Genomic DNA, 16,338 nt, shown 5'->3' with positions numbered 1-16,338 from the left:
CCAAATAATCAAGAAAAACGACAATTTGCTGTATCAAAATTCACAGGAACATGTCACAAAAACTTTACAAAACCCAAAATTAGGCATAAAAATTCGTAAAGTAAGCAGAAAACAACTATTACCCCATACACCCCAGGGAAGTCAGCACACGTTTAACGGAAGTTTTTTTGAATATAATGCGCATAGCCCTAAAGAATTAATATTATCTTATTTCTAAACAAAAGACCACCCCTCCGCATCCTATGAAGATGATTCATGGGGTGGTAAAATAATGGGCTGATAGCGTAATGCCTCATCTACGATCTCTGCCGCACTCAAGTCACGGTCATCCCAGTAGATCAAATCACTGATCCCCGGATGAGGCGTATTTTGCATCACTATGGTCAGCATACTGTCGATTTCCTCTTCTGTTCCCTCATCTCTGATGATTTTTTCTACCAACTGTATAAGCTCACTTCGATCTAAACGATCTAAATTTTGGAGTTCCTGGTTGGCTTGATCCAGACTCATATAATTGCCTCCTTTGTATTGAGTATGATCGGCAATGTGTGGGCCCATCCCTTCTTCTGTAAGCGCTATATGATCTATCATGAAGCTTTAGGAAACGTTTAGGAAACGTTTATGATAAATAAAGCCGCTCCCAGTACGGGAACGGCTCTATATAGTAATAAAGCTTGTTAAACCATGATTTTGCAAATATCGTTCGTGAATTCAACCGGATCTTGCAACGGCAAGCCTTCGATCAGCAAAGCCTGATTATACAGTAATGCCGTATAGAGGTTTACTTTCTCCTTATCCCCGGCAAAAGCTTCTTTCAAAGAATTGAACACGGCATGGTTTATGTTGATTTCCAGCACTTTATTCGCTTTGACATCAGCGTTATTAGGCATGGCGTTCAAGATTTTTTCCATCTCAATCGTCACTTCGCCGTCTGCGGATAGACATACCGGATGTGTCTTCAAGCGCTTAGAGGCTTTAACACTGGATACCTTGCCTTCCAGCAAGCCCTTCATGTACTCGAACAGCTCTTTGTTGTCGTTTTGTTCTGCTCCTGTTTCTTTCTCGGTTTCGTCAGGCTCAATGCCCAGATCACCGCTTGATACAGATTTGAATTCTTTCTCTTTGTAGCTTAAGAGCATTTTAATAGCGAACTCATCAATATCATCAGTGAAGTACAGAATTTCGTAGCCTTTGTCGGCCACCATTTCGGTTTGCGGCAGTTTTTCAATACGCTCGTTGGACTCGCCGGAAGCATAATAGATATACTTTTGATCTTCTGGCATACGTGATACGTATTCGTCCAAAGTAACCTGCTTTTTCTCTGTAGAAGAGTAGAACATGAGCAGATCCTGCAGAGTTTCTTTATGTCTGCCGTAATCGTTGTAGACACCAAATTTCAATTGTCTGCCAAATGATTTGTAGAATTGATCATATTTCTCCCGGTCATTTTTGAGCAAGGTCAGCAATTGGCCTTTGATTTTGCTTTCGATATTTTTGGCAATCAGCTTCAGCTGACGGTCATGCTGCAGCATTTCTCTGGAAATGTTGAGTGACAGGCTTTCGGAGTCAACCATACCTTTGACAAAGCTAAAATAATCCGGCAGCAGATCAGGGGATTTTTCCATAATCAGCACACCGTTGGCATACAACTCCAGCCCTTTTTCATATTCCTTGGAGTAGAAATCAAACGGGATATTCTCAGGAATAAACAGAATAGCTTGGTACACTACCGCGCCGTCCGCGCTGACATGGATATGCTGGAGCGGCTTGTCGTAGCCATAGCGTTTTTCCGCATAGAAATTTTGATAATCCTCGTCGGTCAGCTCGCTTTTGTTTTTTCTCCAGATCGGAACCATGCTGTTGATACGCTGTTCTTCCTCGTAATCCTCAAACTCGTTGTCGCTTCCCTCTTTCAACCGCTTGCCTGTAATATCCATTTTAATCGGATAGCGGATAAAGTCGGAGTATTTTTTAATCAGTGCTTTTAAACGATACTCGTCCAAATATTCGTCGTAGGACTCATCTTCGGTGTTTGCTTTGATTTTCAGAACAATCTCGGTTCCGACCTCGTCCTTCTCAGCTGCCTCAATGGTATACCCGTCCGCACCTGTGGATTCCCATTTATATGCAGTATCGCTTCCCAAAGCCTTGGTAGTCACTGTAACCACATCTGCTACCATGAAAGCTGAATAGAAGCCGACGCCGAATTGACCGATGATGTCATGACCATCCTTGGATTCATTTTCATTTTTGAATGCCAGTGAGCCGCTTTTAGCAATAACACCCAGGTTATTTTCTAGTTCTTCCTTGGTCATACCAATCCCGGTATCACGCAGGGTTAGCGTTCTGTTATCCTTATCGGCAGTTACTTTGATATAATAATTTTCTTTGTCAAAGACCAGTTGATCATCCGTCAATGCTTTATAATAAATTTTGTCAATCGCATCACTTGCATTGGAGATCAGCTCTCTTAGAAAAATTTCCTTTTGCGTGTAAATCGAGTTAATCATCATTTCGAGCAGACGCTTGGACTCAGCCTGAAACTGTTTTTTCTCCATTCGGATATCTCCTTTCAGATATGAACCTATGTAAGTAAGGCCAGCGGATATGAGCTATGCAAACGATTCAGCTTTGTTAGCACTCCCATCATTCGAGTGCTAGCCTACCTTTTTTATAACACTCCTCATTTTTTATGTCAATATCTCGGTTGGCTGAGCAGTAAAATTACATTTTAGGAAATCACTAGTGTCTAATGTGCTTAAACATAACATTAAACATTTCAACAGAAGATGGAAACAACCCCTGTACATGGGGAAGCAGATTACTCCTGATCCGCAGCTCATCCTCATCCAAATGCTGTAGGTCCTCATGAAAGAACCAAACAATAGGATAATCGCCGTCCTTATGTCTGCTGCCTACATTTAAACAAACGGGACCTTGGTCGTCCTCTGCTATTGCAAAAGGAATGTAGCCTGCTGACAGCAGAGGTGACCATTGATCGAGCAAATCATAAAATGCCTTTAAGCCTTGACCTACAGGCAGACGTGGAAACTCAACAAACGTACAATCGCTCCAGTATACTCCCGGAATGGATTCATTATCGAATTGTAAAGATACATAATGGTAGGACATGATAAAACTCCTTAGCAGGGGCGGCAGCTCAAACTGGTATTTTTCCTCCATCTCCCGAATTTCCTGTTCAGTAATCTGTGAAGGGAGAGGCTTCCACTTGATCCATCCCTCCTCGTCGACATTCCCATCACGCATTTCAATCGGTACATTTTCTTCCACATCCATAAAAAAGGCTTCATCCATCTGTGCAAATAGTTCCTTCATAGATGTACGAATATCCGCTTTCTTGTCCATGTCCTCACACCTCTTTCCTCTCTATTCACATTTTGCATCATGGTTTTATGCTAAATGCTTTCTATATGAAAATAGCATTGTATTCATGTGTTACTGCACTTTTTAAGTTCAGCTTATCAGAACTTGCTTTTATCACCATTTGCGGAATATTAGTATTACCAGCGCAACGGCTCATAGTTACGCCAGATCATCCAACGTTCTGTCTCGTGAATTAGAGCGGTGCCAATACTATATTCGTCCTTCGTGCCGCTCTGCAAATCAATCAAATGAAGCATACCGCCATACGTTCCAACCGCCAATATGCCTTCATCGGGTGTAACTACCAGCCCGGATATCGTACTGCCGACAAAATAGCGCCAAAGTTCACGCCCCTCCCTGTCAATTAGACGGAGATAACCGTAGGCATCACCCAAAATAGATCCTTGCGTCAGTGCTGTTGCAGCGTATACTCGCATTTCTTCATTTATCATCGGCCATTCTTCCTTATTCTGAGCAAGACCCTGATCCACCTCAGCAATCGACACTTGAATGGTGGCGCCGTTGTAGAAATGACAGGCATTGTACCAGACATTCAAATCATCTTTGGAAAATACAGCATAATGCGGATAACTAGAATTTGACTCCAATGTATGCACCGTCTTATCGGACAGATCCATAAGCATATGCTCACTCATCTGGCTACCGTAAGCGATCCAGCGTCCATCCTTCGACACAGCTCCATGGGCCATATCCACAATCGTGTCTTCCAGCTCTAGTTCTCTTCGTTCAGACGTCTTGGGATGGATCAAATCCACCTGATCACCAGCCAACAAATAAACGCCGTAACCGCATACCAGCAGAACTCGCTGTCCATCGCCAAACGGAATCACTTCATTTAATATATCCTCTGGATGCTCTTCATCTCCCAAGCACTCCAAATCAGGAATGGATGCTTTTAAGCGTCCTTGTATATCCTTCCACTGAAAATGTGCTGTCTCTTCTCCTTGCAGATTTCGGTCCGGTTGACGAACAATCCGAATCCCTTGTCCATCCACCAACGCAAAATAACTCCCGTCCGGCGAACAACCTACTCGGTGCATTCCAGGGATTTGCCTGATTCCATCTTTTCCCGTCACATAGATCTGTCCGCGTTCCCGAGGATTGCCCGCATGTAGAATGACTTCATTGCCTCCATTCATAAAAGCTATCGGCCTAACGGCTTGCAAAGCCTCCTCAAACGCTGCTGTAAGCGGCCAGGATGCAGCCGGAATTTCCCGACGTAACTGCTCTGTTTCCTCTGCCTGATTTGCGTCCTGAATCATACGAAAAATATCTTCGGCCAGTTTGGAGCGTTCGTCTTGCTTTGGCTCTGGCTGCTCTTGCTGCCACTGGCTTTCCATACCGATTCTGACAAATTCATTCACATCTGCAGCATACCTTTTTCCTTCCTGTCGCCACTTTGCTGCCATTTCATGATCCAACCAACTCATTCGCTTCCCCCATCCAGTGTATGTATGCCCCGTTTGATCTACAGGCTTGTTCATTCTGCTAGGTGGTTTCTCACCTTTGTCAGCACAGACCACAGGTCTGTCACTGCCTTCACCTCTTCATAGTCCAGATAGGCATCGTGCTTGTCATAGTATTTTACCGCTATAATCACCATCTGAAGCGTCACTGGCTGTCCAGCAGCCTTAAGGACTTCCACAACACTTTCGAAGGTCGCCAACTCAAACCAGGTTTGAACCTGACGATCTGGCACCCACTTGGGAATATACTCGTCATGTTCGTTGGTTACGGCTGTACCCTCCTCTGCACATTCCTCTAGCCAATGCTCATCCCAATAATAAGTCGGTGTGTGAACAGGGTCCTGATCCCATTGATCTACATTCACATATAACCAGTTATTATGCAGTTGCCCCACGCTACGCACCAATTCCTGCAATCCTTCAAACACACGATAAGACGGGCGCTCTCTGCGACGGTAATCCTCAAGTCTCGTCTCATACCTGCTCATCCCCAGCCACCCCGCTTTCTATATCAGTTAAACACTCAACATTCGTATAACATACATTTACAACTCACAAAATCCGATATAACTACAAGCACCTCGTAAAGTGTCAAGACTACATAAGGAGATTGATCTATTCATGAAAAGAATCACCGCACTTGTTATCCTGTCCTTGCTATTACTTGTAACCCCGATCTACGCTGCTGCCCCAGCACCTATGCTGGTCTATGTGGACCAAAGTAACCACTCCTTCATCCCGCTCCGTCTCCTGAACAGCTATGAAGGGATCACACTCAACATGACTGCCGCGGACAAAAAAATAGAAATCGCGCAAGGCAATACCCGGATCACATTATTCACCGGACAATCTACCGCCAAAGTGAATGATCAGACGGTCCGTTTGCAAAACGCTCCTTTTACCGATAATGGTTCGACCTATGTACCCTTGCAGTTCATCAGCCAATATCTAAACCTGCAAGTCTCATGGCAAAAGGAAACCTCAGCTGTACGCATTAAGCAGGGTACAACGTCCGTCACGCTTCCGGTACTTACTGGTAAGCTACCCGGAAATACTACCCCCATTACAACGGCTCATAAAAGCTTCAAGGTCGGGTCTCGTACCTTTTCCGCTAAGGTGGTCACCATCTCTATGCTCCATCCCAAGGTAAGCCTAGACGTGGCTCTAGCAGGCGATACCATTGGTAAAGTGGAAGACTTAAGCAGTCTCGCCAAACGTAATCAAGCGGTTGTAGCCATAAACGGTACATTCTTTGATGCCTATACCAAAAGCTCCTACAAAACGCCTTACGGCTACCTGGTCAGCCATGGAAAGATGTTGAAAAAGAGCTCCGGCGACCAACGGACGGTCTTCACCTACGATGCTAACCATTTATCCGAGCTGGTGTCAGGTTCTGCCTTTGAACAACGCTTAAGTCAAGGCAGCGTCGAAGGTGCTCTTCAAGCTGGACCTCGTCTGGTTACGAACGGTCAGGTTTCCCTAAATGTCAAAGCCGAAGGCTTCAAGGACCCTAAAATATTAACAGGCGGCGGCGCCCGCAGCGCACTCGGAATGAATCGGGATCATAAGCTGATCCTCCTGACCACAAGCGGAGCGACTATACCGCAGCTCGCCCATATGATGAAGCAGGCCGGCGCTTATCAGGCCATGAATCTGGACGGCGGTGCTTCCAGCGGGCTATATTACAACGGCTCCTACCTCACCACACCCGGCCGCCAAATCAGCAATGCCATTATTGTAAAGTATCAATAGACGAATAAAGGGCTGTCTTCACGGATATGTAAGCCGTGGGGATAGCTTTTTCCATTTCCTCTAGCTTCGGTTGTTCCTGCTTCCACCTGTTCAAGCGGCATGTATGGCCGTCACGTATTGATTCTGCAATCTACAATCGAATCAGACCTGTAAAGCTATTGCTGCCTTCGCTTCCTTTTTTTATAGAAAGGTAAATACGGTTGTCTTCTCTGCTTGCCATGCATTCATAAAGTCCCGGTTGCACAGATAGGAACGTCCCTCCCCATACACACTCAGGCTCCAGTCCACCACTTGTGGCTTCCTCCCCCGCTCCAATAAACAGGTTGCCTGAGGGAACCTTCAAAAACAGCCGCACAGCAGGCTTGTCGATATGATCTGTCATCACAACCTCATACGTCCCGTCCGCTTCCAGATTCAAAAAAGCTACATTTCCTTTGTTCAACTCACCCAGCTCGTCCTCTTCGATGGACCACCAATCCGGGTCATCGTCCAAACGATGCTTAAGAGCTTGCGTATCAAATAGGCAAAGAGTCGCCGTATCTGTTGTAATTTGAAATGGACTGCTTGCCGTATTCATCATGCGATCCTCCTGATTTTGGTCAGCGAATTTCCGTTTTTCCACGTCTTACGCTATCCGTATTGCAATACACTTGAGGGAAAATATCCCTGTACGTAAAGTATAACAATGCTTGCAGGGCCAGACAACATGTTGGACTAACACCCATTCTGCATAAAAAGCCCTCCCTCACGATGTCGTGAAAGAAGGCCGATTTGTGGATTTAAGCGATGCTAACCTGCTGTTAGATCAGAAAAGACTTAGTAATAATTACCAACAAAATGAACAATACCAAAATCGCTCCTGTGGATGTCCATGCTCCACCGTAACCTACTTCACCCATGTCTGAATCCCTCCTTGCGTTAAAGCTTACTCTTATCGTATGAAGAAAAGCGGATTACGACAGGGCGGATTGGCAAGTTTATTTGCCTTGGAGGCGTCTCTCAGAAATTGGACTGATACGTCTCGGATGGATCGCTAATCACTCGGGATGACAACTGGCAGAGAATGTCGTCGGTTCTGCGCAACAGCCTGCTCACATCCTTGTGCTTCATCATTTGAAGGAGCGGGGTTTCTAACTGGGATGAAAGAAATTGAGTGGTACCTATAAATACGACAATATCCAATCCGGGGTTGGTTTCGGTATGTAATAAGTGCAGCAAATCAGTCATGGACATGAACCCGGGAGGGAAAAGGCTGTTGTTTTCTTTCATATATAGAGCTTTTAACATGGAGGTTAACGCCCGGTCACATAGGATAATGCAGCATTGGACTTGATTGTGCTTGTACAGGATTTGGGCTAGTTTCATGTGGTATTGGGATAGAGTGTGAAAATCAGTTATTGAATGATGTAGGTGTTGTGAGGGGTTGGACGGTTGAGTGGGACTTGGAATAAAGGTAGAAGGAGCTTCTTTCATATCTATTCCTCCAGAGAATTTTAAGAATAGTCTTATTATACTCTAAAATAATACTTATAGATATAATATATACTTAATATACGATTCTTAATCTCATGTTTACCCAAGAAAATCTTGTCTACACTTTTTAGTAGAAGGGGTGTAGATAAATGCAGGACAAAGAAGTATTAAAGCTAGTTGGAGCTAGAATAAGAGTGTTACGCAAAGAAAAAGGCCTCTCACAAGAAGCTCTTGGGGAAAAAGGTGGTTTTCATTTTACATACATTGGACAGATCGAACGTGGAGAAAAGAATGTTTCTTTGATAAATGTAGCTAAGATCGCAAAAGCTCTAGACGTAAACTTAATTCAGTTATTTTCATATGTAAGCGAGGACCCTAAAATTGTGGAGTCTGATGAGGATATTATAGAAATTATTACAATGCTCAAAAAGTCGAGTCCAGAGAAAGTACGTTTGGCGAGGAATGTGATAAGGGAGATTACAAATTAAAAGGATTTTTTGTAAAAATAAAAGAACCACCTTTAGTTAATAAGGCAGTTCCTATTGCACTATTGTTTTACGTAAGTTCAATACCCTATCGAAAATTAAAATAATATATATCCACTATTAACTTAATTTCAAGTTCCTTATATAAAACCGCGAACTGAATCGAATACGAAATTACAAGGATCCCCCGCCATTATGAAATTATTGGCTTCTAGGTAGTTTCTTGCGGTCATTCAATTTAGATTTTCTTTTTACCCTTTTTGTGGGCAATACCATACGAACATTTTTTAGCTTCGTTTTTCTTTGAGCACTATTTGTAATAAGGTTGACTGTAAAGTTCACGAAACCGCGTTGGATGTTAAGTGTTTTAAAACCAACTCTCCTGCAATTATTGCATAGATTCCCATTAATATTCCAGATCCAACATCCACTGAAGTTATAATTAGGAACATGTATGGGGAAACTACCTGACCACACAAGATTTCTTGATACGCTCTCAGCGTAATAATAAATTGTTCTATCCCCTACGTTGCCAGTAACAACTTCCCTCGTTTGTCCAGGCGCCAAACGGTACCAGGTAGACAATATACCAGTTTGTCCCACAAAAACAAACCCACACTTACTCGCGTGATAGAAAATAGCTACTTGTACGGTAGAATTGGTGCTGTTTCGAAAATAAAGACTCATTTTTTGTCACTCCCTCTTAATGCCATTCTAAAATCCATTGTATGCAAGAGTTGTAAATAGGAAGTGGACAAACATAAAAGAGTCTTAGCCTTTTTTAGGATATTCAGAAATTGTGCTGTTTTAGAGTTTCCCGCCGTCAGTTTGGCGAAATCATATGACCATATTGTATATGTTATGGAATTGAATCAAAAGAATAATCACACCTAATCGTGTAAAGGTTAAAAAACACGTCAATATATGACGTGTTTTTTAATAAAATATCTTTAACTAATAGAATCTTTTAATTCCATAAACCAAATCTTACTTCCAAATCTCGTCCGCAATCTCTTTAATGAAGGCAAGCTTTTTCCACTGCTGCTCTTCTGTCAGAATATTGCCCTCTTCTGTCGAAGCGAATCCGCATTGTGGGCTGAGGCAGATGTGGTTGATGTCGACGAATTGAGTCGCTTCCTTAATACGGTTAATGACCGTCTGCTTGTCTTCCAGTTCACCTGTTTTGGAGGAAACGAGGCCTAGTACGACCTGCTTTTGATCTTTCAGATGCTTAAGCGGTGTGAAATCACCTGCACGGTCGGTATCGAATTCGAGATAGTAGCCGTCGATGTTGTCGATTCCAAACAGAGTTTCAGCTACAGGCTCATAGCCGCCAGAAGATGCCCAGGTGGAATGGTAGTTACCACGGCATACATGGGTCGTAACGACCAAATCGGCTGGAAGATCCTTCACCGTTTCCTGATTCACACGAGCGAATAGCTTTTTGGTATCTTCCACATTCTCACCCGCATGCTGTCTAGCTTCCCAATAGTTTTTATCACAGAGCATACCCCATGTGCAATCATCCAGTTGCAAGCTGCGGCAGCCCTCATTGTACAACGCTTGAATCACGGATTTGTAGGCTTTGGCGATATCCGTTACCAGTTCATCCAAATTGCTGTAATACGTATCGGTTGATTCTTTATTTTCTCCACGCAACAGCTCGGCCAGGAATTGCGCAGGTGCCGGAATCGTTTGGCGCGCGATAGCATCCTCACCCGCTACTTGTTTCAAGAATTTGAAATCTTCAATGAAAGGATGACGGGAATGTCCGATTTTACCGGACAAGCGTGCGGTTTCCGCTCTTGTTTCCACACCTTGGAATTGGTAGCCGTTCGAAAGCTGTACCTTTTCCACACCGTCCAGACCCCACATAAAATCAAGATGCCACCAAGAGCGTCTGAATTCACCGTCCGTCACGGCTTGAAGTCCTACGGATTTTTGCTTTTCCACTAGCTTGATAATTTCGTTATCTTCAATTTGTCTCAGCTCGTCCGCAGATATTTCATTATTTTGAAATTGAATTCTGGCGTCTTTAATCGCTTGCGGGCGCAAAAAGCTGCCGACCATATCATGTCTAAAAGGGGTCACTTTACGTTGGGATGCATTATCAAGGATGCTGCTCATTAGGGTTATCTCCTTTTTCGCTTCTATAGTGAAGTTCTTGTAAGAAAGATAACATACATTTTCAGTTATAAGGTAACTCCAATAAACTATAGCTAGTTATAGCCTAAGGCTATACCCAATCTTTTATTCCCCTATCGCCTCATGCAGTGCTTCTACATAGACAGTGGCCAGCTTGGAGAGCGCAGCGTTTTTATGGCAAATCCATCCCACATTAATAGACTCATCACATTCCAGAGGGACGGAAATAATGTCGTTACCGTTCAGATCCGCACTGATCACCCCGGTAGAAATGGTATAGCCGTTCAAGCCAATGAGCAGATTAAAAAGGGTCGCCCGATCATGGACGCGAATGCTTTTGGGGTGCGATAACGTACTGAGAATCTCCTCGGAAAAGTGAAAGGAATTGTACTCCCCTTGCTCAAAGGACAAATACGGATACGGATAAAGCTGGTCAATGGTCACGATGGACTGTTGGGATAGCGGATTATTGGCACTGATAAAAATATGTGGCTTGGCCGTAAACAGGCTGTTGAATTGTAGATTCGCATCTTTTAGCAGCTTGTTAATGACCTTGGCGTTAAATTCGTTCAGATACAGGATTCCGATCTCACTGCGCAGGCTTTTGACATCCTGTATGATTTCATGGGTTTTGGTCTCTCGCAAAGCCAATTCATACTCTTCTTGACCATATTGATTCACCAGATTCACAAATGCATTTACGGCAAAAGCGTAATGCTGCGTGGACACAGCAAAATGCTGTGGTGTAGGCTTGGCATCCAGATAGCGACTTTCCAGCAGCTCCGCCTGCTCAACGACCTGACGTGCATAACCGAGGAATTCCACGCCTTCCTTGGACAGAGAAATCCCCTTATTGGTACGCTCAAAAATGGTGATATGAATTTCTTCCTCCAAATCACGAATCGCGTTCGACAGACTGGGCTGGGAAATGAACAACCGCTTTGCCGCTTCATTCATGGAGCCTCGATTGGCAACCTCAATGACATATTTTAATTGTTGTAGGGTCAATGCATGATGTCCTTTCCGTTTGTGTTTCTTCTATTATATAATCACACTTCTGGAAAAGGGATAGTTGTTGCTCAAATGAATAAACACCTCCCTAAATGAAAATCTATTTAGGGAGGTGCTCTAATTACGATACTTTAATTAACGGACTTCGCCGTTTGTGGCAATCAGCTTTTGATACCAGTAGAAGCTTTGTTTACGAATACGACGCAAATCCTTGAGATCAAACTCCTCACGATCCACATAAATAAACCCGTAACGCTTGCTGGAGCCCTGGTGGGTACTCACCAGATCAATTGCAGACCACGGACAGAAGCCGAATACGTCTACACCATCTGTAATAGCAAATTGAATCTGCTCAATATGTTTCTTGAAAAAGTCAATACGATAAGGGTCATTCACTACATCCCCTTCTTCCAGCTTGTCAAAAGCGCCCAAGCCGTTCTCTGTCACGATCAAAGGCAAGTGGTAGCGAGAATAAATTTGGCGTAACGTGGATCTAAAACCGACCGGATCAATCTCCCAACCAAACTCCGTCGTTTGCAGGTTGGGGTTGACGGAACCTCGATATGCTCCGGGTTCACCCACAATTTCATGCTGATCTCCTGTATGTGAAAAATCATTCCCGTCATCTAAACTTTCTCCTACGGTTTGAGAGGTATAATAATTAAATGCGATAAAGTCCGGGTTCCCCTTCGCTAATATATCCATATCCCCTTCTTCAATAACAGGCTCATAGCCTTTCTCGACCAAATAGCTCCAGGCAATATGATTGTAACGGCCAAATACAGCCATATCCAGGTAGAGCCAGTTGCGAATGGCTGCATAGTTGTCCGCCGCCAGCGTATCTTCAGGCTTGGAACTGGCTGGATAGATAACCCCAATATTCGGTGCTGGTCCAATTTTCGCATTAGGCAGCATGTCATGGCACAATACCATCGCCTTCGCCTGTGCGACTAACATATGATGATTTTGTTGGTACAGTACCTTTTGCGGATTTTCCAGACTTGTATCTAATGTGCCAATAGAACCGGGATGGAGAATCAGCATGTTCTGCTCATTAATGGTTAACCAATATTTCACCCTGTCTCCAAAGTTCTCAAACAATGTTTTGGCATACTGTTCGAAGGCATCAATCGTCTCCCTTTTCGACCAACCGCCTTGTTGTTCAAGAGCATAAGGCAGATCAAAATGATACATGGTAACAATCGGTTCAATCCCGTATTTAATTAGTTCGTCAATTAATGAGCTGTAAAACGCGATTCCCTTCTGATTCACTTCACCTGCCCCCAGGGGATAAATACGTGTCCAAGCAATCGAGAAACGATATGCTTTAAAGCCCATTTCAGCCATCAGAGCTACGTCTTCTTTGAACATATGGTAATGATCACTGGTTACCTTAAAATCAGTGACTCCTTCAACGTGGTTAGACATGTCAATGACAGAGGGGCCTTTTCCATCTTCGTCCCATGCACCCTCTACTTGATAAGCGGAAGTTGAACCTCCCCAGAAAAAATTTTCAGGAAATGCCTTCAATTGATTATGTTTCATGCTATAGTCCCTCCAGTTATCGTTATATCCTTCTGATTTTGCAATTCATGAATGTGATGATAGGCTTTCCTGTATCACACAACCAACGTTAGCAATACTTCATTTTTTTGAATTTGCTCCTGATTTGTCTCAAACACATCCACTTTATTTTTTGTAAGCGTGACGATGACAGGGGTCACGATTTCGTATCCTGCTTCTATAATCTGCTCCCTATCAAATTGGATTAACAAGTCCCCTTGTTTTACGATATCTCCTTCTTGAACGACTGGATTAAAATGCTTCCCTTTCAGCGCAACGGTATTAATTCCAATATGAATTAATATCTCCGTACCCGCCTTTGAAGTCAAGCCGATGGCGTGTCCTGTGGGAAACAGCGAGGTTACAACTCCATCTATAGGCGCTACGACCTCACCGACAGACGGCTCAATGGCTAAGCCTTTTCCCATCGCCCCTGTAGAAAATGCCGAATCATTCACTTGGCTCAATGGTATAGCCTTGCCTGTGATCGGGCTGTAGATCGTTTCTTTCTTGATGTCAACAGCCTTGGTTGCTGTAACAACAGGTTCTGGTTCTGCTGTTTTCACGGATTCAACTGTTTCTGGGGTCTCCTCCTTCACCTTGCTTTCATACCCAAAAATAAGGGTTAGTGCGGTTGCTGCCGCGAATGAGCAGGCAATGGCAATCACGTATAACAAGGTTGGCGTATACACTGGAATCGCAAAAATGTTGTGAAACACATACGCCGTCATTTTCACTCCAAAATGTCCATTGATGGCACCGCCTAGAGCACCTGCGATAATGACAATCGGAATGACACGTTTATAGCGAAGCACCAGACCATACACAATCGGCTCTGTCACACCCGCCAGCAATCCTGTAATACTCGTGGAACCGGCAAGAGTTCTAAGTGTTTTATCTTTTCTCGCCTTCAGGAAGATACCAAATGCGACCCCAATTTGAGCAAATACAGCTGCTGCAGCCATCGCCTCAATCGGATCACCGCCAACACCGATATTTTGAATCGTGATCGGGGTAAAACCCCAGTGAAGTCCGAAGACGACCATAAAGGTCATAAAACCGCCAAGAACAATCCCTGACAAAATGCCACTTACACCGATTAACCATGTCACACCTGAAGAAATCCAATCTCCTACCCCTGTACCGAAAGGTCCAAAAGCCATCGCAGATAGCGGAACCATAATCATTAAAGCCAGCATCGGAACTAAAAATAGCTGTAAATCCTTAAGAATGATCTTCTTCAAAAACTTATCTACCAACGCATAGATGCTAATGGATATAAAAATCGGGAAAACACTGGCGGAGTAGTTCATCATAACCACCGGTATTCCTAAAAACGATACATCAGAGCCTTTGTCCATCAGCCCCGTAAAGTTGGGTTCCATGAGAGCCGCACCGATCACACCAGCTACATAAGGATTCGCCTTCAGCTTTATACCAAGCGTAATCCCCAGCAAAATAGGCAAGAAGTAAAACACAGCATTCCCTGCAGCAGACAGGATCATATAAGTATCACTTGTTGCAGACATCCATCCTAGCAAGGTCAAAACCGTCAGGAGTGCTTTTATCATTCCCGAGCCCGCCATCGCTGGAATCAATGGGGAGAAACTACCGGAAATGACTTCAAAGATTGTGGATATGACCGATGTTTTTTTCCCACTTGATTCACTGGCTGCAGGGGAATTCGATCCAAAATCCCTGTTTTTCATGATCTCTGCATATACATAGGCAACATGGCTGCCAATAACAACTTGGAATTGTCCTCCGCTTTCAACAACGGTAATGATTCCCTCATGCTTCTCAAGCGCTTCTCTTTCGGCTTTTCGTGAATCCTTCAGGTCAAATCGGAGTCGTGTAGCACAATGGACAAGTCCATTGATATTTTCTTCTCCTCCAACGAGACGTACGATGTCTTCGCCCATTTTCTTATGGTCCATGTTCATTCTCCTCTTGGGCAGATTGCCTGGAAACAAAAAAATACCTAAACGAAAGGCCTGTATGATCAAAGAAAATGATCACTGCCATTCATTTAGGTATCGCCTGCTTAACCAGTAACAATCCTTATATTTAAGTTGTGAGCCTACTATAAATCACTTAGAAATCGTTTGCAAGCTTTTTTTCTAAGAACTAGCTATATCATTTCTGGAAGTTACACGCTGTATATGAATCGTCAAATACACTTTTTCATCAATCGACATAGCACTTTCATGCTTTAACTCTAAATATTGATTGATTAATTGGGTGCATTGAAAAGCCTTCTCGTATTTATCTTTGACTTGGTCATACAAGAAATTATCCCCTGAAGCTAGTTGTTCTTGTTCATTACTCAGCAATCGTTGGGCAAAGTACTGCAAATGAGTAATAAACCGAGAATAATTGAACGAAGTTTCATCCAGTGTAATCTCGTAGTAATCGGTTACAATGTTGAAAATGTCATCAATAATCTCGGTAATCTCAACCGTTTGTTTCATTCCCTGACCGTCTTGTCTTGCATTTACAAAATGCATAGCAATAAAGCTTGCTTCATGCTCATCCATTTGGATGCCAAATTGAGCATGGATGATGTCCAATGCGTTCATTCCGATCATAAATTCTATTTTGTAAAATTTTTTAATTTGCCATAACAGTGAATTTTTAAGTCCTACGGATTTTCTGTATCGAGAGATGGCAAATTGAATATGGTCAATCAGAGAAATATAGATATTGTCACTAAAAATATCTCCCATTTCCTTTTTTGCGCTGCCTACAATTTCATCCGCCACCTTTAAATACTCTACAGATGTTTCCCCAATAAGATCTATTAATTTTTGTGGAATTTTATCGGACTTTAATACAAAGGTTTTTTCTATTTTGTCTTCATCGACCCTCTGGCCATTTTTCTTTTTAAAGCCTAGACCATTTCCTATGACAACAAATTCATGACCCACCTGATTTTCGACTCGGATAACATTGTTGTTAAAAATTTGCCGGATGATCATTTATCTGCTCACCTCATTGATGTAATGACAAAGTTTGTAATAACAAAAAAAAACCAAATA

General features: G+C 43.2%; 15 protein-coding genes. 2 read left to right on the top strand and 13 right to left on the bottom strand.

The window, feature by feature from the left end:
* Window positions 1–240: 240 nt before the first annotated feature.
* From MKY35_RS08475 to MKY35_RS08455, 5 genes are all read right to left on the bottom strand, one after another.
* Window positions 241–510: a bacteriocin immunity protein gene (locus MKY35_RS08475; RefSeq protein WP_342446119.1), complete on the bottom strand. Its 270-nt coding sequence runs from the start codon at window positions 508–510 to the stop codon at window positions 241–243.
* Window positions 511–677: 167 nt separating this feature from the next.
* Window positions 678–2,558, bottom strand: a complete 1,881-nt coding sequence (gene htpG / locus MKY35_RS08470; RefSeq protein ID WP_342446118.1) for a molecular chaperone HtpG — start codon at window positions 2,556–2,558, stop codon at window positions 678–680.
* Window positions 2,559–2,742: 184 nt separating this feature from the next.
* Window positions 2,743–3,366 (bottom strand): SMI1/KNR4 family protein, encoded by a 624-nt coding sequence (locus MKY35_RS08465; protein ID WP_039269949.1) that lies wholly within the window; start codon window positions 3,364–3,366, stop codon window positions 2,743–2,745.
* A gap of 155 nt (window positions 3,367–3,521) precedes the next feature.
* Window positions 3,522–4,835: a PQQ-binding-like beta-propeller repeat protein gene (locus MKY35_RS08460; RefSeq protein WP_342446117.1), complete on the bottom strand. Its 1,314-nt coding sequence runs from the start codon at window positions 4,833–4,835 to the stop codon at window positions 3,522–3,524.
* A 50-nt stretch (window positions 4,836–4,885) separates the two neighbouring features.
* The gene (locus MKY35_RS08455) at window positions 4,886–5,359 is read right to left on the bottom strand and encodes a hypothetical protein (protein WP_322251436.1); all 474 of its coding nucleotides are present in this window, start codon (window positions 5,357–5,359) and stop codon (window positions 4,886–4,888) included.
* Between the two features lie 133 nt (window positions 5,360–5,492).
* Between MKY35_RS08455 and MKY35_RS08450 the strand changes: the two genes are divergently transcribed.
* Complete coding sequence (locus tag MKY35_RS08450; protein ID WP_342446116.1) at window positions 5,493–6,623, top strand: phosphodiester glycosidase family protein; 1,131 nt, start codon at window positions 5,493–5,495, stop codon at window positions 6,621–6,623.
* Between the two features lie 130 nt (window positions 6,624–6,753).
* Here MKY35_RS08450 and MKY35_RS08445 read toward each other — a convergent pair whose 3' ends face one another.
* The 3 genes from MKY35_RS08445 to MKY35_RS08435 all read right to left on the bottom strand — a co-directional run bounded on the left by MKY35_RS08445 (window position 6,754) and on the right by MKY35_RS08435 (window position 7,850).
* On the bottom strand, window positions 6,754–7,203 hold the full coding sequence (locus MKY35_RS08445) for a DUF6386 family protein (protein WP_342446115.1): 450 nt from the start codon (window positions 7,201–7,203) through the stop codon (window positions 6,754–6,756).
* A gap of 220 nt (window positions 7,204–7,423) precedes the next feature.
* Window positions 7,424–7,522, bottom strand: coding sequence for a hypothetical protein (locus MKY35_RS08440; protein ID WP_014599622.1), 99 nt, complete (start codon window positions 7,520–7,522; stop codon window positions 7,424–7,426).
* Between the two features lie 100 nt (window positions 7,523–7,622).
* Window positions 7,623–7,850, bottom strand: coding sequence for a hypothetical protein (locus tag MKY35_RS08435; RefSeq protein ID WP_342446114.1), 228 nt, complete (start codon window positions 7,848–7,850; stop codon window positions 7,623–7,625).
* 395 nt (window positions 7,851–8,245) lie between these two features.
* On the opposite strand from MKY35_RS08435, the gene MKY35_RS08430 reads away from it, so the two are divergent.
* On the top strand, window positions 8,246–8,584 hold the full coding sequence (locus tag MKY35_RS08430) for a helix-turn-helix transcriptional regulator (protein ID WP_322251432.1): 339 nt from the start codon (window positions 8,246–8,248) through the stop codon (window positions 8,582–8,584).
* Between the two features lie 984 nt (window positions 8,585–9,568).
* Here the strand turns inward: MKY35_RS08430 and MKY35_RS08425 are convergent.
* The 5 genes from MKY35_RS08425 to MKY35_RS08405 form a co-directional block, all read right to left on the bottom strand.
* Complete coding sequence (locus MKY35_RS08425) at window positions 9,569–10,708, bottom strand: 5-methyltetrahydropteroyltriglutamate--homocysteine S-methyltransferase (RefSeq protein WP_342446113.1); 1,140 nt, start codon at window positions 10,706–10,708, stop codon at window positions 9,569–9,571.
* A gap of 123 nt (window positions 10,709–10,831) precedes the next feature.
* Window positions 10,832–11,734 (bottom strand): LysR family transcriptional regulator, encoded by a 903-nt coding sequence (locus tag MKY35_RS08420; RefSeq protein ID WP_029516653.1) that lies wholly within the window; start codon window positions 11,732–11,734, stop codon window positions 10,832–10,834.
* Window positions 11,735–11,872: 138 nt separating this feature from the next.
* Window positions 11,873–13,282: a glycoside hydrolase family 1 protein gene (locus tag MKY35_RS08415; RefSeq protein WP_039269938.1), complete on the bottom strand. Its 1,410-nt coding sequence runs from the start codon at window positions 13,280–13,282 to the stop codon at window positions 11,873–11,875.
* 74 nt (window positions 13,283–13,356) lie between these two features.
* Window positions 13,357–15,237 (bottom strand): beta-glucoside-specific PTS transporter subunit IIABC, encoded by a 1,881-nt coding sequence (locus MKY35_RS08410; protein ID WP_340884965.1) that lies wholly within the window; start codon window positions 15,235–15,237, stop codon window positions 13,357–13,359.
* A gap of 183 nt (window positions 15,238–15,420) precedes the next feature.
* The gene (locus MKY35_RS08405; protein WP_342446112.1) at window positions 15,421–16,278 is read right to left on the bottom strand and encodes a PRD domain-containing protein; all 858 of its coding nucleotides are present in this window, start codon (window positions 16,276–16,278) and stop codon (window positions 15,421–15,423) included.
* Between the last annotated feature and the right edge of the window lie 60 nt (window positions 16,279–16,338).

This window comes from Paenibacillus sp. FSL L8-0638 (assembly GCF_038593075.1).
Lineage (GTDB): Bacteria > Bacillota > Bacilli > Paenibacillales > Paenibacillaceae > Paenibacillus > Paenibacillus polymyxa_D.
This window is presented reverse-complemented; position numbering and strand designations above follow the sequence as displayed.